The organism is Bradyrhizobium sp. AZCC 1721 (assembly GCF_036924715.1).
Classification (GTDB): domain Bacteria; phylum Pseudomonadota; class Alphaproteobacteria; order Rhizobiales; family Xanthobacteraceae; genus Bradyrhizobium.
This window is the reverse complement of the sequence record NZ_JAZHSB010000001.1, coordinates 1,421,279-1,440,860: the sequence shown is the minus strand read 5'-3', so window position 1 is coordinate 1,440,860 and position 19,582 is coordinate 1,421,279. Positions and strand designations below refer to the sequence as shown.

Here is a 19,582-nt window from a genome sequence, read left to right as displayed (position 1 = left end):
TGAGCCGATTGCGAAACGCCGATCCCGCTCTAGACTGCCCCAACCAACGCCGAAAGAGGAAACCATGTCCCCTCGCCATTTCAGCCGCCTGTCGCTCGCCGCCGCCATCGGCGCGCTGGCCGTCGCGGCCTTCGCCGCCACGCCCTCGCGCGCCTCGGAAGAGGCCGTCGTCATTCCAGCCCCTGCCGTCGACGTTCAGGCTGCCGACGGCATCCAGACCGCCGTGATCGCCGGCGGCTGCTTCTGGGGCGTGCAGGGCGTGTACCAGCACACCGCCGGCGTGCTCAACGCGGTCTCCGGCTATTCCGGCGGCAGCAAGATGACCGCGAACTACACCATGATCGGCACCGGCACCACGGGGCACGCCGAGGCGGTCGAGATCAAATACGATCCGAAGAAGATCAGCTACGGCAAGATCCTGCAGATCTTCTTCTCGGTCGCGCACGACCCGACGCAATTGAACCGCCAGGGCCCCGACATCGGCACGCAATATCGCTCGGCGATCTTCACCACCAATGACGAGCAGAAGAAGGTGGCGGAGGCTTATATCGCCCAGCTCAACGCCGCCAAGGTCTACAAGAAGCCGATCGTGACCAAGGTCGGCCCGCTGCAGGCGTTCTACCCGGCGGAAGACTATCACCAGGACTACCTGACGCTGCACCCGAACCAGCCCTATATTGTCTTCAACGACATTCCTAAGATCGAGAATCTGAAGAAGATCTTTGCGGAGAACTACATCGAGAAGCCGACGCTGGTGCGCAATGCGAAGGCTACCAATTAAGGAGGGCAAATGTCCGATACCAAGACATCCGGCAAGGTCGTCAAGAGCGAGGCCGAATGGCGCAAGGAGTTGACGCCGATGCAGTACGCCGTGCTGCGCGAGAAGGCGACCGAGCGGCCGTTCTCGGGCGAGTATGAGCACGAGCACCGCAGGGGCACCTATACCTGCGCCGGCTGCGGCCAGACGCTGTTCGAATCCGATGCCAAGTTCGATTCCGGATGCGGCTGGCCGAGCTTTACGCAGCCTGCGGTGGACAGCCATGTCGATGAGGAACGCGATTTCAGCCACGGCATGATCCGCACCGAAGTGTTGTGCTCGAAATGCAATGGCCATCTCGGCCACGTCTTCAACGACGGCCCCGGCCCGACCGGCCTGCGCTACTGCATCAACTCGGCGGCGCTTAAGCTGCAGCCGAAATAACCTCCGATCCATTCGAACCGGACCTTCGCCCCGTGATGCGCAGCGTCACTGCGGGTGATGCGCAGCATCGAACTACGATGCGCCCTGGAATGACAGCGTCCTCCTGGTTTCCCGGATCGATCAAGGGACTCGCGGCTTGGGATATGCTTTGATCCGGGCCGCGGGCGTCGTTTTCCGCGTGCTCGCGGGCCTCGGGGGAGCGTGCGATGTCGCTTGGAACGATACTCATCATTATTCTGATTATTTTCCTGCTGGGCGGCTTTTCCGGCCGTTTCGGCGGCTATGGCTATGGCAGGGGCCATTCCGCGATGGGGCTCGGTGGCGTGATTTTAATCGTGCTTCTGATCCTGCTCCTGCTCGGCAAGCTATAAGCCATGGAACCCATTGAAATAACTTGATTTAATTTACGCATCCCGCAGCCATGCGTGGATTCATCATCACCCCCGATGTCGAGCCTCAGGGGTCGCATTTTTGGCAAAGAAGCTTATATTGGCACCTGAAATGACGTGCACGGCGTGGCCCGCCACTGTGGCCCACCGTCATCCAATCCCCATTGCTCATACGAAACGAGCCGAAAAAGATTGAGGTCACCGTCCATGCGTCCATTCAGCTACAACACCGCCGCCGAACTGTTTCCCGCTGCGATCCGCAAGAAGAAGCGGGCCGGGTTTGCCTATCGGCGTTTTGGCACCGCGGCGGAAGCGGTTCGCTTCGCGATCGAGGAGCTGCCTGCGGACTCGCTGAATGGCGCCTATCTCCAGGTCGAGGAAGCGCGCTTTGACCAGAGCGGCATCCGCTCGCTCTATGAAAGCGAGGCGTTCCCGCTGCCGCGTCGTCCGCGCCCGGCCGCCACCGACGACAAGGCCGACGCCGCCTAAAGCTTTCATTTTTTCAGACAGCCGCCCCCGGAAATCATTTCGGGGGCGTTTTTCTTTAGCGCGGCTGCTTATCGAGCCAGCGCTTGAGCATGCGGACATTGCGGACGTTAGCGCGGAACATGACGTCGAAGGCGTCGCCCGCGACCGGCACCAGGCCAACCGCGCCGTCAACCGCAACATTGGCAAGCATCCGCGCCGTGATGTGCCAGGGCGCGCCGAGCGCGCGCGCCTCGCGCACCACCCACAGCGAAATCGCCGTCGTGATGATGTCGCCGACCACCGGGATCAGGCCGATCAGCCCGTCGATACCGTAGCGGAAATTGGTGCCGGGCACGATGAAGGCGACATCCAGCAATTTGGCGATGGCATCGAGCCGCGCGATCCGCTGCTCGCGCGTCAGCTCGCCGAACGGATTAGCGGCGGAATGACCGAAATCGAACCGCATTCCCTCGAACCGCGTATGCAGGTTCGGCTCGGGGAGTTCGCGCCCCTCCTGGTCGATGACCGGCCCACGTCCGGGCGCGCGCGTCCGGGACGATGGTCCGGAACGCGAACGGGGCGGCGTAAAGATATCGTCGTCTGCCATGGCCATCAGATGGTAACGCGAATGCGAGGCGCAAGTTGCGTCATGCGGTCGCTGCTTTGCGTGGGTCGGCTCCGAAAGGTCGGCGCGGCGTAAATTATTTCGCGCGCGGGTAGACGGCCTCCGTCAACAACGCAAACCTGTGGTTATGGGTCCCTGCGCCGAGTGCGCGATTGCGCACGGAGGCAGGGACGACGCGCGTCAGAGAAGTGCGATCGCCGAGAGATGGTGGGTACTGAGGTCAGGTAATTCCTGACGTTCAACCGGCGGAACGAACATTGGCGCGCCGGCAGAGCTGTAGGGTGAGCAAAGCGAAAGCGTGCCCACCATCAAGGAAAGCGTGCTCGATGATAGATGGTGGGCACGGCGCATACGCGCCTTTGCCCACCCTACGGAGCTGCGGAGCGCTGCACACTTACGTCGAATGCACTGGCTGCGGCTCGTCCACGTATCGGTGCGCGAGCCACGACGACAGTGCCGCAGGCACCGTGCCGACGATGCCGTAGAGCAGAAACTGCACCACGCCGGTATCCGGTCCGCGCGAACCATAGAGCAGTTCTGACGCAGCAAATCCGATGGCGCCTACGATCAAGATCCGCACCACGAAAGAAATGCGCTTGACGTGACAGAGAATGTCATCGATGGCACCGATCATCAGCGCAGGCACAATGCCGAACAGATAGCTGTATTGCAGCGTCTTGGCGAACGCGCCGAGGAATTTCCCGATCTCCGACCAATTGGTGTCAGTCCAGTAGCCCGAGGCCACCGTGGTCGCGAACAGCATCAGAAATCCGCCGACGAACGGGCCGATAGCTCCGAAGATCAGATAGCGTTTCATGAAACTGCCTCCTGGCGCTGGTTACCCAATACAGCAGCTCAAGGGCCAAGTAAATTTGTCCGCTCTACCTTCCCGTTGCGCGAGACTTGCCGACAGCACCAGCATCTGAATCCGGTTGCGCTGAGGGCGGATGAACGGACATTCAGCAACATGAAAGCGGCTCGACGCAAGGCGGAGGCAACTTCCACACGCTTTCGGACTTATTGCTGGTGGGAAAAGAAAAAATGGCACGTCCTAACCCCGGCATCTCGATGGTAAGTAGCCGATGCGGATTGCCCAGATAGCGCCTCTGGCCGAAAGCGTTCCTCCCAAGCTTTACGGCGGCACCGAGCGCGTGGTGGCATGGCTGATCGATGAACTGGTAAGCCTCGGGCATGAGGTGACGCTGTTTGCCAGCGGGGACTCGGTAACGTCAGCCCGCCTTCATGCCGTTTGGCCTCGGGCGCTTCGCCTTGGCCGGCCGAAGACAGATCCGATGGTAGCGCAGGCAGCCCTGCTGGAGGCAGTTGCACGGCATGCGACCGAATTCGATGTCATTCACGCGCATATCGATTGGCTGCACCTGCCGCTCCTGAGCCGGCTTGGCGTCCCTTTTCTGACCACCTGCCATGGGCGCATGGACCTGCCTGGCTTTTCGGACGTGGTTCGTCACTTTCCCGACGCGCCGTTCGTTTCGATATCGGACAATCAGCGCACTCCGTTAAGCGAGGCCAACTGGATCGGCACCATTTATCACGGCTTGCCGGCCGACCTGTTTCGGCCCTCGTTCGAGGCCGGCTCCTACCTTGCTTTCCTGGGCCGGCTGACGGCGGAGAAAGGACCGGAAGCCGCCATCCGAATCGCGCGCGCCGCCAAAATGCCGCTTCGTATCGCCGCAAAGGTGCCGCGCGGGGATAGAAGCTATTTTAAGGAACAACTCGAGCCGCAGATCGATGGCGAGCAGGTCCAGCTCACCGGTGAGGTCAATGATGACGCGAAGCGGCAGTTTCTGGCGGGCGCGGCGGCGCTATTGTTTCCGATCGATTGGCCAGAACCGTTCGGGCTCGTCATGATCGAGGCCATGGCGTGCGGCACGCCCGTCATCGCGTTCAAATCAGGCTCGGTGCCCGAAGTCATCGACAACGGCATTACCGGCTTTGTCGTAACGGATGAAGCAGAAGCGGTCGAAGCGATCGGAAGGCTTTCCGAACTCGATCGAAGCCAGGTGCGCGGGCAGTTCGAGAAGAGGTTTACCGCCAGGCGCATGGCGCAAGAATATCTTCGCCATTACGTGGCATTGGCTCGCGACCGCGCCAATGAAGCCATTCCGGCATGAGGCGGCTGGTGGATGTGGACGAGCCACATGCGGACTTGACCGCTCGCCGTGCGTAAGCAGATTGGCTTACTTTCTACCGGCAGCCGCTACAGCCGCCGCGGGCTCATTATTCTTCCCAAGGATCCGGTCGGAGCCGAAACGAATGGTCCACTGCGCCACCGACAGCAGTAGCGATTCATAGATCGCCACGCATTGCTCGAGTTCCCGGTCGGTGGATGGCGGACAGTTCGGACGGTTGCGGACGATCATCGTCGTTGTCGACCAGCTCAGCAGCGCCGCCTTGCACGCGACGATCAGGCCGTATACCCGGTCGGGCTCGAGCAAGGGTTCGATGGCCTCGATCTTGACGTCGGCCTTCAGGGCTAGCGCTGCGACGACGTGGGTGTATTCACCCCGCACCGCAAACCGGTTCACGATCGAATCGTTGAGCTTGCCCGTGCGATTGAGCGCGACGACTTCGCGTTGCGCCTGGGTATAATCAATCGCCTTCCGGGCGGCGTCACCCTGTCCGGCAGCCCCGGCAGAACCTTGGGTTTTCTTCCGCGCAACAGGTCGCGACGCCGTCAAGAACCGCGCGCGGACCACGTCGGCAACTCTGCCCAGAAGCTCCCGAAGCAGGCTGCCCGGAATGTCCAATCGAAGCCCGAGCTTTTCCGCGAGGACTTCATCACGCTCGGCCCGCCCCACCAGCGTCGCGTAGCCGCATTCGGAGAAACGCGCGCCGGCGTTGCGCGCGAGCGCGCTGGAGACGTGGACGTCGCCAAATCGCATCAGCGCGTCGGTGAGCGCTTCATTGAGGATCTTTCTGTCCGATATTGCCAGCAAATGCTGCTGGCTGCGGCTTTTGACGATTTCAAGGAGGTCGGCTTCCGACAAGCAGTTGGAGCATCTGAGAACCGGTGCCGCCAGCAAGTGGTTTTCATGAAATGCAAGCTTGCGGATAGTCTGGCGCGGGGCGCGGTCGATGGTGGAAAGGGCCTCGCTGAGTTGGACCACGGTTTTCGCGTCCACCCGCTCGATCAGGTGGGCGAGAACGCCATCGACGGCTGCGATCTGCGATTCACCGAGACGATCGACATTGGACAGGAACAGGTCCGTCACTTCCCCGAAAATCCGGGCGTCGTGCTCGGGCCCCTCCTTTTCGGCGCCATTCAATTCCGCGCGCAAATTCGAAGATGCAGCAGGCATGGCTATGCCGCCTCCGGCCGGGTCGTGCCGGCTCGCCGCGTCACCTTACGGCCCACCGCGGGGATGGCCGGCATCATCGTGAATCCATCAGCGGCGGAATGAACGCGCATTTGAGTGCCATTCGACAGGCTGGTCTCGGCAGCCTTTTTCACTTCAACGACAGCAATGAGGCGGGTGCGAGCAATAGCGGCTGATCGTACTCAGCCTTCCCTAACGGGTGGTTGTTCCGGAACGCCGATTTTGCGCATTTTTACGGAGTTTTGGGCAGGTGAAGGCAGGCCCGGCCATCTGCCGGGCGTGCCGGGCGTTGGGGCCAAGCAGCATCGGCCTCGGCAGACCTCACCGGATAACCGAAGTCATGCTTGCCGCGTCATGAACGGGACGGCCGAATGACGTTTCGGCGCGGAGCGCACGCCCGTTCGCCGGCCTGTTCGATCACGGCTGAGACGGCGTCCGGAAGACCCGCATCTGTTCCTTCTCCGGAACCATCAGGGCTGACACACAAGAGCGCAGCGCAAAACCGAGTCGTTCTCACTTTCGCGCTTCGCTCGACGTGGCGCGCACGCAACAGTCTTGAGAAGTGTTGGCGCGAGCCATTGCAGCTTCGCAGCTAGCCATTGCAGCTTCGCAGCATTGGCGCATAATTCGCGTGGGGCCGCGCAGCACTTTTCGATTCGGACATCGGCAGAAATCGAGCAACCACACCGGGTGAGTTCCCGGTGATGGACGACGTGTGCGGCAGCGCAAACCGCGTGCAGCGCCCCCAATGAAGAGCGGCCAGCACCGCACGCAACCCTGCACGCAACCCTTGGGGAACGGCTCAATGACTATCTATCGTACAAGCAAGATCGCACTTCTCTTCGCCATCGCCTTTGCGGCGACCGCACTTTCCGCACGCCCAAGCCTCGCCTTCTCGGAGGCGCAGCAGATGTGCACCGGCGATGCCATGCGGCTATGCGGCCATGAAGTCCCTAACGTCCAGCGAATCACCGCCTGCATGGTCAGGAACCGCGCGCATGTCAGCCCGGGCTGCCGCGCCGTGATGGAGCGCGAAGGCGCCGCACGGCGACGAGCCGCCGCCTCCCAGTGACCGGTCGCTTCAGTTGACGACGAAAGCAAAACGGCCTCAGCGCGAGCAATGCTGAGGCCGTTTCACGTTGGACTCTTTGGCTACGCCGCGACGATCAACGGCTACTCCCCCCACAGCGCGAAGGCGTCGTTGAACGCGCGTTCGCCCGGTGAGCCTTTTTCGATCGCGATGATCGCGCGGCGCTGATTGACGTAGACAAGCGGCACGTCGAACCAGGAGCGCTCCTTCAGGAGCTGCAAGTTGCGGGCGCGGTCGGAATCGACGTTGGAGAGGCCGACCAGGAAGAAGCCGTCGGTGACTTTCACGGCGAGCCCCGCCAGCGGCGTGCCGCGCGCCTGCTCGTTGGACTTCATCAAAATGCCCGGCACGTTGCCGACGCCCCCGCCGGAAAAATCCTGCGGCAGGATGAAGGTCAATTCCGCGGTGTGGCTCGCCGGCAGGGAGGTATCGGTGTTACGGCGGAACGACATTGTCATCTTGAACTTGCGGTCGGGGATCTCGATGTCGGCGCGCACGGCAATGTCCGGCTTCTGATTGCCGCTCGCCTTGATCGGTTCGGTGCGCCAGATCACCGAGCCGACATATTGCTTGCCCTTGGGATCGGACGGATCCTCGTCATACAGCACGACGCGCTGCGCCACCGGCGCCACGTTCTCGCTCGACGACGGCTGGCCGACGCGGTCGGGAATCTTCGGGCGCGACTGCGGCGCGGCCGGATCCTTCGGCGCTTCCACCACAGATGAGGATTTGAACAGGCCGCTCACGGCTGTCACGACCGACCTGCCCCACAGGATGCCGGCGCCGACCAGAATGAGCACGATGCCGACCGCAATCGCGCTCTTGAACGGAAACCCGGCGCCGGCGCGGGCGCGCATTTTCGGTTGGTCGCGATCCTGCGACAGACGCGGACGATCGCGCAACGGCGGCTGCGGCGCGTAGCGGTCGGCTTCCGCCTGCGATTCGTCATACGAATACGGCACCTCGGGATCGGCGCCGCGGTCCTCCATGCTCGGCTCGAGCCGGTCGAATTCCGGCGAGGGCGACGGCACGTTGGCATAGGTCTTCCGCGCGTTGCGGTTGGCTTGCGCCGCGGCGCGGCCAAGATCGTCGGCGTCGGCTGCGATGTCGCGGAAGCCGCGCATGCCGGGCGGCTGCGGCGGCGTCGGCGGGCCGCCATTATCTGGGCCGCGACGGGGGCCGCGCTCGCGAGGCGGCGGTGGCGGCAGGCCAGCATCCTGTGTCGGAATCTGCGGCGGCTGCGGGCGCGGCGCGCCGGGCGGTGGCGCATCGGCGCGCAGATTGCGCGGCGGGCGTGGCTCCTCGCCAAGCGGCGGACGGCCATCGCGCGAGGGGCCTTGAGATGGCGGACGCGGGCGCGGCGTACCCGGCGGCGTGGCAGTCGCTTCCGCCGGGCGGGCATTGGCGCGGCGGAAGGCATCGCCGCCGCGCGCGGCCCCGCCACCACCGGGCCGCGAAGCTTCGCGGGCGCGCTGAGCAGCTTCTGACTCGACCTTGCGCACGGCCTCTTCCAGCGACAGCCGCTCGCGGGTGATTTCGGATTCGGAAAGCGGTGGCTGCACGCTGCGCAACTGCGCGATCAGCGCGGTACGCGCCCGCTCATAGAGCGCACGGCGGCTCTCGCCTGGAGCATTGGGGTCCAGGCCGGCGATAGCGCGTGCGATCAGCGGGTAATAATCAGCCATTTCTCTTCAATACTGCAGCCCCGGCGGTAACATCCCGTTAAGCCTCAAACGGGTTCTGCACCAGTATAGTATCCTCGCGTTCGGGGCTGGTGGAAAGCAATGCGATCGGACAACCCACGAGTTCCTCGACCCGGCGGACATATTTAATGGCCTGGGCCGGCAGATCCGCCCAGGAGCGGGCATTGGCAGTCGGCTCTTTCCAGCCCTCGATGGTCTCGTAGACCGGCACTACCCGGGCCTGGGCGCCCTCGCCCGCCGGCAGATGGTCGATTTCCTTGCCGTCCAGCATATAGCCGGTGCAGACCTCGATGGTGTCGAAGCCGTCGAGAATATCGAGCTTTGTAAGCGCCAGACCCGTGATGCCGCAAGTGCGGACCGTTTGCCGCACCAGGGCGGCGTCGAACCAGCCGCAGCGGCGCGGGCGGCCGGTGTTGGTGCCGAACTCGCGGCCCCGCTCGCCGATCTTGCGGCCGATCTCGTTGTCCTGCTCGGTCGGGAAAGGGCCCTGGCCGACGCGGGTCGTATAGGCCTTGCAGATGCCGAGCACGTAGCCGACCGCACTCGCGCCCATGCCGGTACCGGTCGCGGCTTGCGCCGCCACCGTGTTGGACGAGGTGACGTAGGGATAGGTGCCGTGATCGACATCGAGCAGCGCACCCTGCGCGCCTTCGAACAGGATGCGCTTGCCCTCGCGGCGCTTGAGATCCAGCAGCCGCCACACCGTCTCCGCATAGGGCAACAGCTTTGGCGCCAGCGCGGTAAGCTCTTTCAGAATGCCGTTGCCGTCGATCTCCTCGAGATTGAGCCCACGGCGCAGCGCATTGTGGTGCGCCAGCAGCCGATCGATCTTGTGCGGCAGCGTGTCGAGGTCGGCTAGGTCCATCAGGCGAATCGCGCGGCGGCCGACCTTGTCCTCATAGGCTGGGCCGATGCCGCGGCGCGTGGTGCCGATCGCGGTAGCCGTGTTGGCGGATTCGCGGAGCGCATCGAGCTCGCGATGCAGCGGCAGGATCAGCGTGACGTTTTCGGCAATGCGCAGGTTTTCCGGACTGACAGCAACGCCCTGCCCCCTCAGCCGCACCACCTCGTCGAGGAAGGCTTGCGGATCGAACACCACGCCATTGCCGATCACGGCAAGCTTCGACGGCCGCAGCACGCCCGACGGCAGCAGCGCGAGCTTGTAGGTCTCGCCGTTGATGACGAGCGTATGGCCGGCATTATGGCCGCCCTGGAAGCGCACGACGATATCGGCCTGCTCCGACAACCAGTCGACGATCTTGCCCTTCCCCTCGTCGCCCCATTGGGCGCCGACGACGACAACATTGGCCATTTTTAAAGTGTTCCCTGCAAATCTCTTGGTTCCAGCATGATTTCACCGGAGAACCGGTACCTGTGTTTCCGGACCATGCTCTAAGCTCGCCCAGCCAAAATCACGGCCGGGGCCGCTCGCGTGCAGGGCGCCCCACCGGATAAAGGAAGCGGCCGATCTAGGCAAGCAAGAAGGCGGCTTTAAGGGGGCCTTAGAACAGCTCCAACCCATTGATATCCCCGTAAAATCCTGGGCCCCCCCGGCCTGGCACGGGCGAGAAACGCATTAATGTTCGGCAATGATGGAAAGGCCATGTCCAAAACCACCCGTGCGACGCTAGCGCTGGAAAAGCTCGGCGTGAAATTCGCCCTGCACGCTTACGACTACGACCCGGATGCAGCGAGCATCGGGCTTCAGGCGGCGGAAGCGCTCGGCGTGCCGCCCGCGCGCGTGCTGAAGACGCTGATGGCCGAGGTCGATGGCAAGCCGGTCTGCGCCGTGGTGCCGTCGGACTGCGAGGTCAGCATGAAAAAGCTCGCGACCGCGTTCGGCGCCAAGTCGGCGAAGATGATGCGGCCGGCGGATGCCGAACGGCTGACCGGCTATCATGTCGGCGGCATCTCACCGTTCGGACAGAAGAAGCGCGTGCCGGTCGCGATCGAAGAAGCCGCGCTCGGCCATGCCAGCGTTTTCCTCAATGGCGGCCAGCGCGGCCTGCAGATCGAACTCGATCCCAACGACGCCGTGAAGGCTGCGGGCGCGATCGCGCGCGCGCTCGTGGCGTGAGCGGCCTTCGCCGCGGCCGAGCCCTATTTGGTGAGTTTGGGCTGCGTCTGCGCCCATAGCATCGCCTCGATGATGGCCTGGCGCAGTTTCGGGCGCTGCTCTTCATCGCATTCGATGAACGCCAGAATGGAATTGGCGCGAACGGCAAACTGGTGACGTGTTTCGGCTTCGGCTTCTTCGGCCGACGTCGGCTTGTTCAAGGAATGACCCATCATCTGCAAAAATTCAGTGTCACGGACAGGCGAAACGCTTGAGAGCGGAGTCGCCTGCAAACCGTGGTCCCAACGATCGAACGAACGCCCAATACTGAAAGTAGCCCGGAATAACTCACTGCATGCGCCCCCGAAAAAACAAACCAAGGTTGGGTCACATGAATCAATCGTCCTTTGATTGCATACTTATCTACCCGCTGGCAACCCCAAACAGCCAGCAAGGCGGGCTGCATGGTCGCGATGCATCTTGCACCATTGATGAGCGGCGCAAATCGGTGTCTGTGACCGGGGCCGGGCCACATTCCGGCCCGGCGTCGATCGCCGGGCGGGCCGCGGCGCCATGACCGGGCCCAATCTTGGTTTGACGCGTTTTCTTTACGCGAACCGGTGTCCACCCCCGGATCAAGTCCGAGGGCATGCTTCGCTCGAAAACGCTATGGATCGCGAATGTCGGCTACCGAACAGACTTCACCCGCACGATCCGGGAACTGGCTCGCCAATCAGCCTTATCTGCTGCTCAGCATCACCGCGCTGTGCTGGGCCGGCAATGCCATCGTCGGGCGGCTGGCCGCCGGACACATTCCGCCGGTGACGCTGTCGTTCCTGCGCTGGTCGTTCGCGTTCCTGATCATCCTGCCGTTTGCCTGGAAGCATCTCGTCAAGGACTGGGCTGCGATCCGCGGCCGGCTCGGCATCATGGTCGTGCTCTCCGTCACCGGCATCGGCGCCTTCAACGCGCTGCAATACTGGGCGCTCGAGCACACCCAGGCGCTGAACACGCTGTTGTTGCAGTCGGCGGGACCGCTGGTGGTCGCGGTGTGGTCGCTCGTGCTGCTCGGCGTGCGGCTGACGCTGGCGCAGGCGGCCGGCGTTCTGCTCTCGATGGCCGGCGTGCTGGTGATTATCCTGCACGGCGATCTCACAACGCTGTCGAAGATCGACTTCAATATCGGCGACCTGATTTTCCTGGTCGCGCTCGCGATCTTCGGGATCTATTCGGTGCTGTCGCTGAAGCGCCCCGACATTCATGGTCTGTCGTTCGTCGCCTTCACCTTCGGCGCCGGTGCGGCCTGCCTGATTCCGCTGTTCATCTGGGAATTGTTCGCGCGGCCGCTGATGCGGATCGACGCCGCGAACCTGCTGACTCTCGCTTACGTCGCGCTGTTCCCATCAACGATCGCCTATCTCTGCTTCAATCGCGGTGTGCAGATGATCGGCGCCAATCGCGCAGCTCCCTTCTTTCACGTGGTACCGGTGTTCGGCACCGTCATGTCGATCATCTTCCTCGGCGAGCACCCGCAGGCGTTCCACTTCATCGGCTTTGCGCTGGTGCTGACGGGAGTGTTTGTCGCGTCGCGAAAGCCTCGAACTGCCTAGGACCTGTGCCGCGTCTCACCACGACCAGCCCGGCTGCACCTGTTGATAGTACTGCCCGCCGCGCCGGCGCGTAGTGCCAGGTTGGGGGTTCGAATTGGGCGAGAAAAAGGGGAAGAAGCCGTCGGCACCCCAGTCGTTGCCGCTTGCAATGACATCGGGGGTTGGCTGGCGCGTAATGAAGCCGCCCTGCGGCTGGTTGCTCAGCACCGCGACGAACTCGGTGCGATAGTTGGTCTCGCGGCTCAGCGGCTCGTCCGAGACGATGATCGAGGATCGCGGCAATGCGGTCGGCGCGATGCGATCGAGCACATCCTGCGGGATGGTGATGCGGTCGAGCGCGCTTTTGGCGTCATCGGCGTTGTCGATTGTGACCGCGGTCCAGCGCAGGCCCTTGCCGCTATGCGCCATCGCCGTGAAAACATGCGTACCGATCCGCTTCTCGGGATTGCGGATCGTGACCGGAACCTCGATGGACGCATCGAACACCTCGCCGCCGCCGTCCGGCGCCGGCTTATGCGTGTTGCGCCGCACGTAAAGCTTCTGTGTCGCGCGGCTGACGTAGACCGAGACCGGCTCGAGCGCGAGCTTCGCCGCGCTTGCCGCCTTGGCGGCGTCGGCCTTCCTGGTCGCGGCCGTCTTGGCTGCGTCCTTGGCCGCGGCGACGGTGGGCTTCGACTTCGCGTCGGCCTGGGCGGTGTCGAGCTGCGTCCCCAGGTCCGCGGCCTTGGCGGCGGCCTTTTGCTTGAGGTCCTCGGCTCGCGCCCTGGCCTCGTCCGTCTTTGCGGCGCCGATCGCCCTGTCGGCTAACGCGAGCTCGGCGTCGGCGCGCCTCTTGAGCCCTTCCAGCTTGCGCAGCGACGCCGTGAGCGATGCTGCCTCACGTGCCGCTGTTACGGCGGCTTTCTTCGTCTCGTCGGCTGTCCTGGCGGCCTCCGCGGCCTCGCGCGCGAGTGTCTCGGCACGCGCCGGAGCCGCTGCGACGGCCTCCGCGTTTGGCACGAACAGCGCGGGGTGAGAAAACTCGACCGGAGCCGCGTCGTTTGGCGAGATGATCACCCGCATTCCGATCCGCGTCTTGTCGAACAGCCTTTCCGCAAAGCCGTAGGGCATCCGCACGCAGCCATGCGAAGCCGCATACCCGGGCAGCGGCCCGCCGTGCAGTGCGATGCCGTTCCAGGTGATGCGCTGCATGTTCGGCATCTCGGCATCGTCATACATGTTCGAGCGGTGGTCCTTGTTTTTCTCGACGACGGTGAAGACGCCGGCCGGCGTCTCGCGTCCCGTGGTGCCGGTCGACACCGGCGCGCGCAGGATCCAGCCGTCGGCGTCGTAGAGAGTGACCTGCTGGGACTTGATCGACACGATCGCCATGATCGGCTCGCCTGCATCGCGCGGTGCTGTCACCTCGGTGGGTGCCGCGGAGCGCGCCTCTCTCGCCGCGGCGTCGGCGGTCAACGCCGCAAGTAGCGCCATCGCCACGAGCGCTGCAATGGCGGGAGACCCCCAGCGCCGCATCACTCTGGATTGCGCCGTCGCAAATCGAGTTACCATGCCATGCCCCGGTTGAAATGCCTGTCCGCGCTTACAGCGATGAAGTGTCGGATTTTGGATCAACTGACCGCAGCCGCCATCCACGCCGCCAATTCGCTCCCAAAGGACGATCGGCACGTTCCCGGTGGCAAATCTCTCATATACGACAGCCCGCGCGGGAGGAAGGATGGCTTGCGGCTGAAATTGGCCCACTTGCAGACATTCTTGCTTGTGGCGGCTTCGCGGCACGCGGTCAGAAACCGAGCACGCGGAGCTGTTGCTTGCTGACCCGGTTGGCCGAGTCGATTGATTGCGCCTTGCGGAAATCGGCGATCGCCTCGGCGCGGCGGCCCAGCACTTCATAGGAGATGCCGCGGTTGTTGTAGGCCTCGACATAGGACGGATCGAACCGGATCGCCTGCGTGAAATCCGTAATCGCGCGGTTGCTGTCACCCTTTGCGACGTAGGCTTTGGCGCGCGAGTTGAAAGAGTTGAAGTCCTTGGGGTTTATCGCGATCGCCTGGTCATAGTCGGCGATCGCGTCATCGATCTTACGCAGCGCCATATAGGCATTGCCACGATTCCAATACGCCACGCCGTTCTTTGGATTGATGCTGATCGACTGATCATAGTCGGCGATCGCGCGGCTATAGTCCTTCAAGCCTTCGTAAGCGACGCCGCGGCAATTGTACCCGCCGGAATTGTTGGGTTCGCGCTTGATGACCTCGCTGCAATCCGGGACGGCGAGGTCGTATTGGCGATTGTTGCTGTAGGCAACGCCACGTGAGCTGTACAGCCAAAGCAGATTTGGATCGAGCTTGATTGCTTCGCTGTAGTCTGCGATCGCGGGCTCCCATCCGCCTTTTTTCGTGATCAACCTCTTCCTGAACAGTGCCTGCCCCCTTTGGCCAAAACCAAAGGCGTATTTCGGATCGATTGTGACCGCCTGGGTGATATCGGCGATTGCCTGGTCGAATTCACCCTTTTCCGTCCACGCCATGCCGCGGCGGGCATAGGCCCACGCGTCCCTGGAATTGACCCTGATCGCCTCGGCGTGGTCGGCCAGCGCTGCGTCGTATTCATGCAGACCGTAGTAGGCGACACCACGGTTGTTGTAGGCCCAACCATATTTCGGATCGATCTTGATGGCCTCGGTGCAATCCGCAATAGCCGCGTCGTGGTCCTCTTTCCTCTCGTAAGCCTCACACCGGTGCGCAAAGGCCCAGGCGTCCTTTGGGCTGAGCTTGATGGCCTCGCCGTAGTCGGCAATCGCGCGGTCGTAATCCTTGCTGTTGAAGGAGCCGCGGCCTCGGCTCTTGAAAGCCTTGACGCGTTCTGCCACCGACACGTTTGCATCGTCGATAATGCGGCTGCATGCCGCGAAATTGACGTCGGGCTTGTCGGCGCTGGCGGCGCACTCGCCCCGGTCGGTCGGCGTAGCGGCCAGCGCCGGCATCGCAAGCAGGAGACCCATGCAAAGGAGCAGTCCATCTAATCCGCGCGCTGCCATGCTGTTTCCCCTCCACCCGGCGCTCCGACGCGACACGTACAGGCGTGATGACTTTAGCATCAACGGCAGGCTATCTGCCATCGGCAACCGATTTCCGAGATGGGCCCAAGCCCGACATGCCGGCAGGCTGCGCCAATGTCTGCTTCCGAAGGAAAGGCGGAATCGCACCCCCTGCATCATTACAGCCGATTTATGAGTGCACGTTGCAGTTCCGGGTGGTTCGCGGCGGTGACTTGCCGTCATAAAGCCGTTATCTCTTAGGCCTGCTTCGTTAAGGCACCTTCGATGAAAGTCCGCGCCAGCAATCTGATGATCGGCACCTTGACCCTGGCCCTGATCGCCGGGTCGCTTGGCGCGTGGCTCGGCTATCAAAGGCTCGCCGGGATCAAACAGAAGGTGCCGTTCCGCGTGATCTTCGAAGGCTCGGCCTCCGGCCTGCGCAACGGCGGCAGCGTGAATTTCGCCGGCATCCGGGTCGGCGAAGTGGTGTCGCTGAAGCTCGACCATCCGCGCCGCGTGGTCGCGCTCGCCATGATCGACGGCAACACGCCGGTGAAGAGCGACACCCAGGTCGGCCTCGAATTTCAGGGGCTGACGGGGATTGCGGCGATCTCGTTTACCGGCGGCACCGATGAGGCATCGCCGCCGCCAAAGGGCGCGGACGGCATTCCGGAGCTCACCGCCGATCCGGAAGGAATGCTCAATACCCAGGAAAAAATCCGCGTGGCGCTGCGCAACGTCGACCGCGTGATCGCCGACAACGAGGTGGCGATCAAGGATACCTTGCGGAATTTCGAGACGTTCACCGCCTCGCTCTCCGGCAATGGCGCGAAAATCACGTCCATCATCGCGACCGCCGAATCCGGCATCGGCGCGGTCGACGGCGCAATGGACAAGACCAAGGATTTCCTCGGCAGCCTCGCCAGCGACAAATATGGCGGCGAACTGCTGCCGACCGTGATTTCGCTGCGCGAGCTGATCGAAAGTTTCGACAAGAAGTCCGGGCGGGTGATCGCCGAGACGCGAAAAATGCTCGGCGACGTCAGCGAATCCGTCAACAAGGCCGGCCAGAAATTTGGCGGACCGCCTCCCCGCCGCTAAGGTGCCATTCGCATAACAATCAAAAAAATGGAACGCCCGACGTGCTTGACAAATCCACAAGCTTGGCTGCGCCGCCTCCGACCGTGACCCGCACCGAGAGCGCGGTGCCGCGGGCTCTGCAAAAATACCTTTCGCTCGACGATTTCGAAGCCGTGGCGCGGCAGCGGATCCCAAAATTTCTCTACGGCTATATTTCCGGTGGCGCCGAGACCGATGCCGCGCTGCGCGACAACGGCAAAGCCTTCGACGAATACGGTTTTGTGCCGCGCGTGCTCAACGACGTCTCCGGCCGCGACCAGACCACGACATTGTTCGGCAAGACCTACGCTGCGCCGTTCGGGATTCCACCGATGGGCTCTTCGGCGCTATGCGCCTACCGCGGCGACATCGTGCTGACGCAGGCCGCTAAAGCCGAGAACGTGCCGATGATCTTGAGCGCCTCCTCGCTGATCACGCTGGAGGATGTCCGCGCCGCCAATCAGGCCGCGTGGTATCAGGCCTATCTCGCTGGCCTCCCAGAACGGATCGAGCCGCTGATCGATCGCGTGGCGGCGGCCGGCTACGACACCTTCGTCGTCACCGCCGACGTGCCGGTGCCGCCGAACCGCGAGAACAATATACGCAACGGCTTTCAGGTGCCGCTTGCGATCACGCCGCGCGTGTTCTTGGACACGGTCACGCATCCGCACTGGCTGTTCGGCATCTGGGCGCGCACCGTGATGAACCACGGCATGCCGCATTTCGAGAACATGGACGCGCAGCGCGGCCCGCCGGTGCTGGCAAAGAACCTGATGCGCAACATCGGCGCCCGCGACCAGCTCGCCTGGAAGCATGTCGAGCTGATCCGTAAGAGGTGGAAGGGCAAGCTCGTCATCAAGGGCCTGGTCTCGCCGGCCGATGCGAAGGTTGCGCGCGAGAGCGGCGTCGATGGCGTGATGCTCTCCAACCATGGCGGCCGCCAGCTCGATTACACGATCTCCGGCCTGCGCACGCTGCCGGAGATCGCGGCGGAAGCCAAGGGCATGACGATCATGGTCGATGGCGGTATCCGCCGCGGCACCGACGTGATCAAGGCGCTCGCGCTCGGCGCGCATTTCGTCTGGGTCGGCCGCCCCTTCCTCTATGCCGCGATCGCCGGCGGCCAAGCCGGCGTGCAGCGCGCGATCGGGCTTCTGAAAGCCGAGATCGACCGCGACCTCGCGCTGCTTGGCATCCGCAAGCTAAGCGAGATCACGCCGGATCTGGTGCGGAAGTTTTAGAGCCCAATTCTGATTATAGGGCGTGAACCCATAAATTCAGATTGGTCGGCGGACGTCCGCTTAGGACGCGCATTTCTGTCACTGCTACGGAAGCGAATGCTCTAGGAAAAAACGCAGCATTTCTCTTGTTGCGTCCGGTCCTCGCGGGTCAGTATAGGAGCCCACCAAGCTTCCCCCCGACCATGCGTGTCCAGCTCCGTGGATTCTCCAGTGCTCGAAGACGTGGCGCCCACTGCCGTCGCTATGGACGGTGCGAGTATAGGCGTGACCTCCAGTCACCTGCCCGCGATACACGTTTCTTTCCGTGCTCGTTGCTTTGATGGACTGCTTGATAACTTGATCGCCGTTGCTTGGGTGCACTGTGCTGTCGCGATCGCCGTGAAAAACAATGGTCGGGACAGTTGGCCCGTCGGTTAAAACCGCTTGATGATCGAAACCGCTGCCTTGTCGCATGGCGAGGAGCGCAGAGGGAAGGTCGTTGGCGGCACCACACGCGAGGCCAGAATGTACACCAACGGCCGCGTATAGATCGTTATATGTTGCTCCCATGATAGCAGCTGCGGCCGCTCCAGCCGAAAGTCCGGCAACGTAGACTCGCTTTGGATCAACTGAGTACTCGCGCATGATTTGGCGCGTGATCCCCGCGATAAGCGAGGGTTCGCCTGTGTCACGCTGCTGATCGGTTGCGCGAAACCAGTTCCAGCATTTCGCCTGATTTGCTTCGCTACGCTGCGCGGGATAGACCACAAAGCAAGCTTGCGCTTCCGCGATAAAGTTCATTCTCGTGCCGGCGGCGAAATCTTCTGGCGATTGGGTGCAACCGTGGAGCATGACGATCAACGGAAGAGGTTGCCCATGATAACCGCTGGGGATGAAGAGCCTGTATGCACGGCTTCCCGCAGGATTGCTGTAGCTACCTTTGATAAATCTCGCACCCTCCGGCACGACGTCGCGCGTGGATAGCGGAGTCCGCTTGGTTGCGCCCCGCAATCGGAGCGCAGGGTAATTGTTTGTGCGATTTGATAGCGCGCTGAACTTGCGTGGTTGCGCGGATATGGTCCGCGGTAACTGCGAGTTCCCCGTTTCATGAACCCGATTTGCTTTCGCGTCTACAATTGATTGCTTATCTCCCGGGAGGGCGATGGCATCGGTGCGGAATGTCGCGTCCGCCTGCCTTTCACCGCGAAGCATGTGCTGGAGAAGTGCCGTGGCTTCGACGAGTCGGCCCGCGCGCGTGAGACGTGTAGCTTCGCGAATGATGTCCTGGTTCAGCATCGCCGTCACCGCGTCCTGTCGGCGAGCGCGGTTTTCACCGCCGAACTGGCATGGAGGGCTCCAAGCACAGAGACCGAGGCAATCGTGGCGCGAGCAAGCTCCGGCGTGACATCTTGGGCAATTGTTGCAAGGCCCAGCACATTAATGTGCAGCATCTCGCCGGCTCGTCGCACCGCTTCGAGATCCTCACGGCTGTAATTCCGTAGACCCAGGTCCAGACTTTTGCGAGCGGTCGACTGTTTGACCACATCCGCATGACGTTCGAGTTGGTTGCGGATTGCTGTGCGAATGAAATCGGTTCGGTTCGAGTAGAACCCTTCCTGGACCATGAGGTCTACGTGCCCAAGGTCGACATAGCCCAGATTGATCGTGATTTTCTCGGTATCGGCCGGCTTTGGTCTGAGTTCGCGGACATTGTTCGACATGA

The 19,582-nt window shown here is 62.8% G+C and carries 20 protein-coding genes; 10 read left to right on the top strand and 10 right to left on the bottom strand.

The window, feature by feature from the left end; all coding sequences use genetic code 11:
• The first annotated feature begins 64 nt into the window (after positions 1-64).
• The 4 genes from msrA (at position 65) to V1273_RS07000 (ending at position 2,079) form a co-directional block, all read left to right on the top strand.
• Positions 65-781, top strand: a complete 717-nt coding sequence (gene msrA / locus V1273_RS07015; RefSeq protein ID WP_334409144.1) for a peptide-methionine (S)-S-oxide reductase MsrA — start codon at positions 65-67, stop codon at positions 779-781.
• A gap of 9 nt (positions 782-790) precedes the next feature.
• Positions 791-1,201 carry a peptide-methionine (R)-S-oxide reductase MsrB gene (gene msrB, locus V1273_RS07010; protein ID WP_334409143.1) on the top strand — a complete coding sequence of 137 codons (411 nt, stop codon included), beginning with the start codon at positions 791-793 and terminating at the stop codon, positions 1,199-1,201.
• A 206-nt stretch (positions 1,202-1,407) separates the two neighbouring features.
• On the top strand, positions 1,408-1,572 hold the full coding sequence (locus V1273_RS07005) for a DUF3309 family protein (protein ID WP_065743452.1): 165 nt from the start codon (positions 1,408-1,410) through the stop codon (positions 1,570-1,572).
• Positions 1,573-1,797: 225 nt separating this feature from the next.
• Positions 1,798-2,079 carry a hypothetical protein gene (locus V1273_RS07000; RefSeq protein ID WP_057842144.1) on the top strand — a complete coding sequence of 94 codons (282 nt, stop codon included), beginning with the start codon at positions 1,798-1,800 and terminating at the stop codon, positions 2,077-2,079.
• A 55-nt stretch (positions 2,080-2,134) separates the two neighbouring features.
• Here V1273_RS07000 and V1273_RS06995 read toward each other — a convergent pair whose 3' ends face one another.
• Positions 2,135-2,671: a DUF4112 domain-containing protein gene (locus V1273_RS06995; protein WP_057842297.1), complete on the bottom strand. Its 537-nt coding sequence runs from the start codon at positions 2,669-2,671 to the stop codon at positions 2,135-2,137.
• A gap of 406 nt (positions 2,672-3,077) precedes the next feature.
• The gene (locus V1273_RS06990; RefSeq protein WP_334366881.1) at positions 3,078-3,500 is read right to left on the bottom strand and encodes a DUF5413 family protein; all 423 of its coding nucleotides are present in this window, start codon (positions 3,498-3,500) and stop codon (positions 3,078-3,080) included.
• A 265-nt stretch (positions 3,501-3,765) separates the two neighbouring features.
• Between V1273_RS06990 and V1273_RS06985 the strand changes: the two genes are divergently transcribed.
• The gene (locus V1273_RS06985; protein WP_334409142.1) at positions 3,766-4,815 is read left to right on the top strand and encodes a glycosyltransferase family 4 protein; all 1,050 of its coding nucleotides are present in this window, start codon (positions 3,766-3,768) and stop codon (positions 4,813-4,815) included.
• Positions 4,816-4,881: 66 nt separating this feature from the next.
• Here the strand turns inward: V1273_RS06985 and V1273_RS06980 are convergent, their stop codons facing one another.
• Positions 4,882-6,003, bottom strand: coding sequence for a DUF2336 domain-containing protein (locus V1273_RS06980; RefSeq protein ID WP_334409141.1), 1,122 nt, complete (start codon positions 6,001-6,003; stop codon positions 4,882-4,884).
• 823 nt (positions 6,004-6,826) lie between these two features.
• On the opposite strand from V1273_RS06980, the gene V1273_RS06975 reads away from it, so the two are divergent.
• The gene (locus tag V1273_RS06975) at positions 6,827-7,093 is read left to right on the top strand and encodes a hypothetical protein (protein WP_334409139.1); all 267 of its coding nucleotides are present in this window, start codon (positions 6,827-6,829) and stop codon (positions 7,091-7,093) included.
• 101 nt (positions 7,094-7,194) lie between these two features.
• Here V1273_RS06975 and V1273_RS06970 read toward each other — a convergent pair whose 3' ends face one another.
• Both V1273_RS06970 and V1273_RS06965 read right to left on the bottom strand, forming a co-directional pair.
• On the bottom strand, positions 7,195-8,796 hold the full coding sequence (locus V1273_RS06970) for a hypothetical protein (protein WP_334383539.1): 1,602 nt from the start codon (positions 8,794-8,796) through the stop codon (positions 7,195-7,197).
• 37 nt (positions 8,797-8,833) lie between these two features.
• Positions 8,834-10,126 carry an adenylosuccinate synthase gene (locus V1273_RS06965; protein ID WP_334383540.1) on the bottom strand — a complete coding sequence of 431 codons (1,293 nt, stop codon included), beginning with the start codon at positions 10,124-10,126 and terminating at the stop codon, positions 8,834-8,836.
• A 291-nt stretch (positions 10,127-10,417) separates the two neighbouring features.
• On the opposite strand from V1273_RS06965, the gene ybaK reads away from it, so the two are divergent.
• The gene (ybaK, locus tag V1273_RS06960; RefSeq protein ID WP_334383541.1) at positions 10,418-10,891 is read left to right on the top strand and encodes a Cys-tRNA(Pro) deacylase; all 474 of its coding nucleotides are present in this window, start codon (positions 10,418-10,420) and stop codon (positions 10,889-10,891) included.
• 23 nt (positions 10,892-10,914) lie between these two features.
• Here ybaK and V1273_RS06955 read toward each other — a convergent pair whose 3' ends face one another.
• Positions 10,915-11,106 (bottom strand): hypothetical protein, encoded by a 192-nt coding sequence (locus V1273_RS06955; RefSeq protein ID WP_334383542.1) that lies wholly within the window; start codon positions 11,104-11,106, stop codon positions 10,915-10,917.
• 444 nt (positions 11,107-11,550) lie between these two features.
• On the opposite strand from V1273_RS06955, the gene V1273_RS06950 reads away from it, so the two are divergent.
• Positions 11,551-12,480 (top strand): DMT family transporter, encoded by a 930-nt coding sequence (locus tag V1273_RS06950; RefSeq protein ID WP_334409137.1) that lies wholly within the window; start codon positions 11,551-11,553, stop codon positions 12,478-12,480.
• 15 nt (positions 12,481-12,495) lie between these two features.
• Here the strand turns inward: V1273_RS06950 and V1273_RS06945 are convergent, their stop codons facing one another.
• Together V1273_RS06945 and V1273_RS06940 are read right to left on the bottom strand one after the other, a co-directional pair.
• Positions 12,496-14,031, bottom strand: coding sequence for a L,D-transpeptidase (locus V1273_RS06945; RefSeq protein ID WP_334366872.1), 1,536 nt, complete (start codon positions 14,029-14,031; stop codon positions 12,496-12,498).
• A 232-nt stretch (positions 14,032-14,263) separates the two neighbouring features.
• Positions 14,264-15,484 (bottom strand): tetratricopeptide repeat protein, encoded by a 1,221-nt coding sequence (locus V1273_RS06940; RefSeq protein WP_334409134.1) that lies wholly within the window; start codon positions 15,482-15,484, stop codon positions 14,264-14,266.
• A 321-nt stretch (positions 15,485-15,805) separates the two neighbouring features.
• Here V1273_RS06940 and V1273_RS06935 point away from each other — a divergent pair, with 321 nt between their 5' ends.
• Positions 15,806-16,621: an MlaD family protein gene (locus V1273_RS06935; RefSeq protein ID WP_334366870.1), complete on the top strand. Its 816-nt coding sequence runs from the start codon at positions 15,806-15,808 to the stop codon at positions 16,619-16,621.
• Between the two features lie 104 nt (positions 16,622-16,725).
• The gene (locus tag V1273_RS06930; RefSeq protein ID WP_442894141.1) at positions 16,726-17,880 is read left to right on the top strand and encodes an alpha-hydroxy acid oxidase; all 1,155 of its coding nucleotides are present in this window, start codon (positions 16,726-16,728) and stop codon (positions 17,878-17,880) included.
• 84 nt (positions 17,881-17,964) lie between these two features.
• Here V1273_RS06930 and V1273_RS06925 read toward each other — a convergent pair whose 3' ends face one another.
• Positions 17,965-19,155 (bottom strand): extracellular catalytic domain type 1 short-chain-length polyhydroxyalkanoate depolymerase, encoded by a 1,191-nt coding sequence (locus tag V1273_RS06925; RefSeq protein WP_334366868.1) that lies wholly within the window; start codon positions 19,153-19,155, stop codon positions 17,965-17,967.
• 5 nt (positions 19,156-19,160) lie between these two features.
• Positions 19,161-19,580, bottom strand: a complete 420-nt coding sequence (locus V1273_RS06920; RefSeq protein WP_334366867.1) for a CopG family transcriptional regulator — start codon at positions 19,578-19,580, stop codon at positions 19,161-19,163.
• Positions 19,581-19,582: the final 2 nt, after the last annotated feature.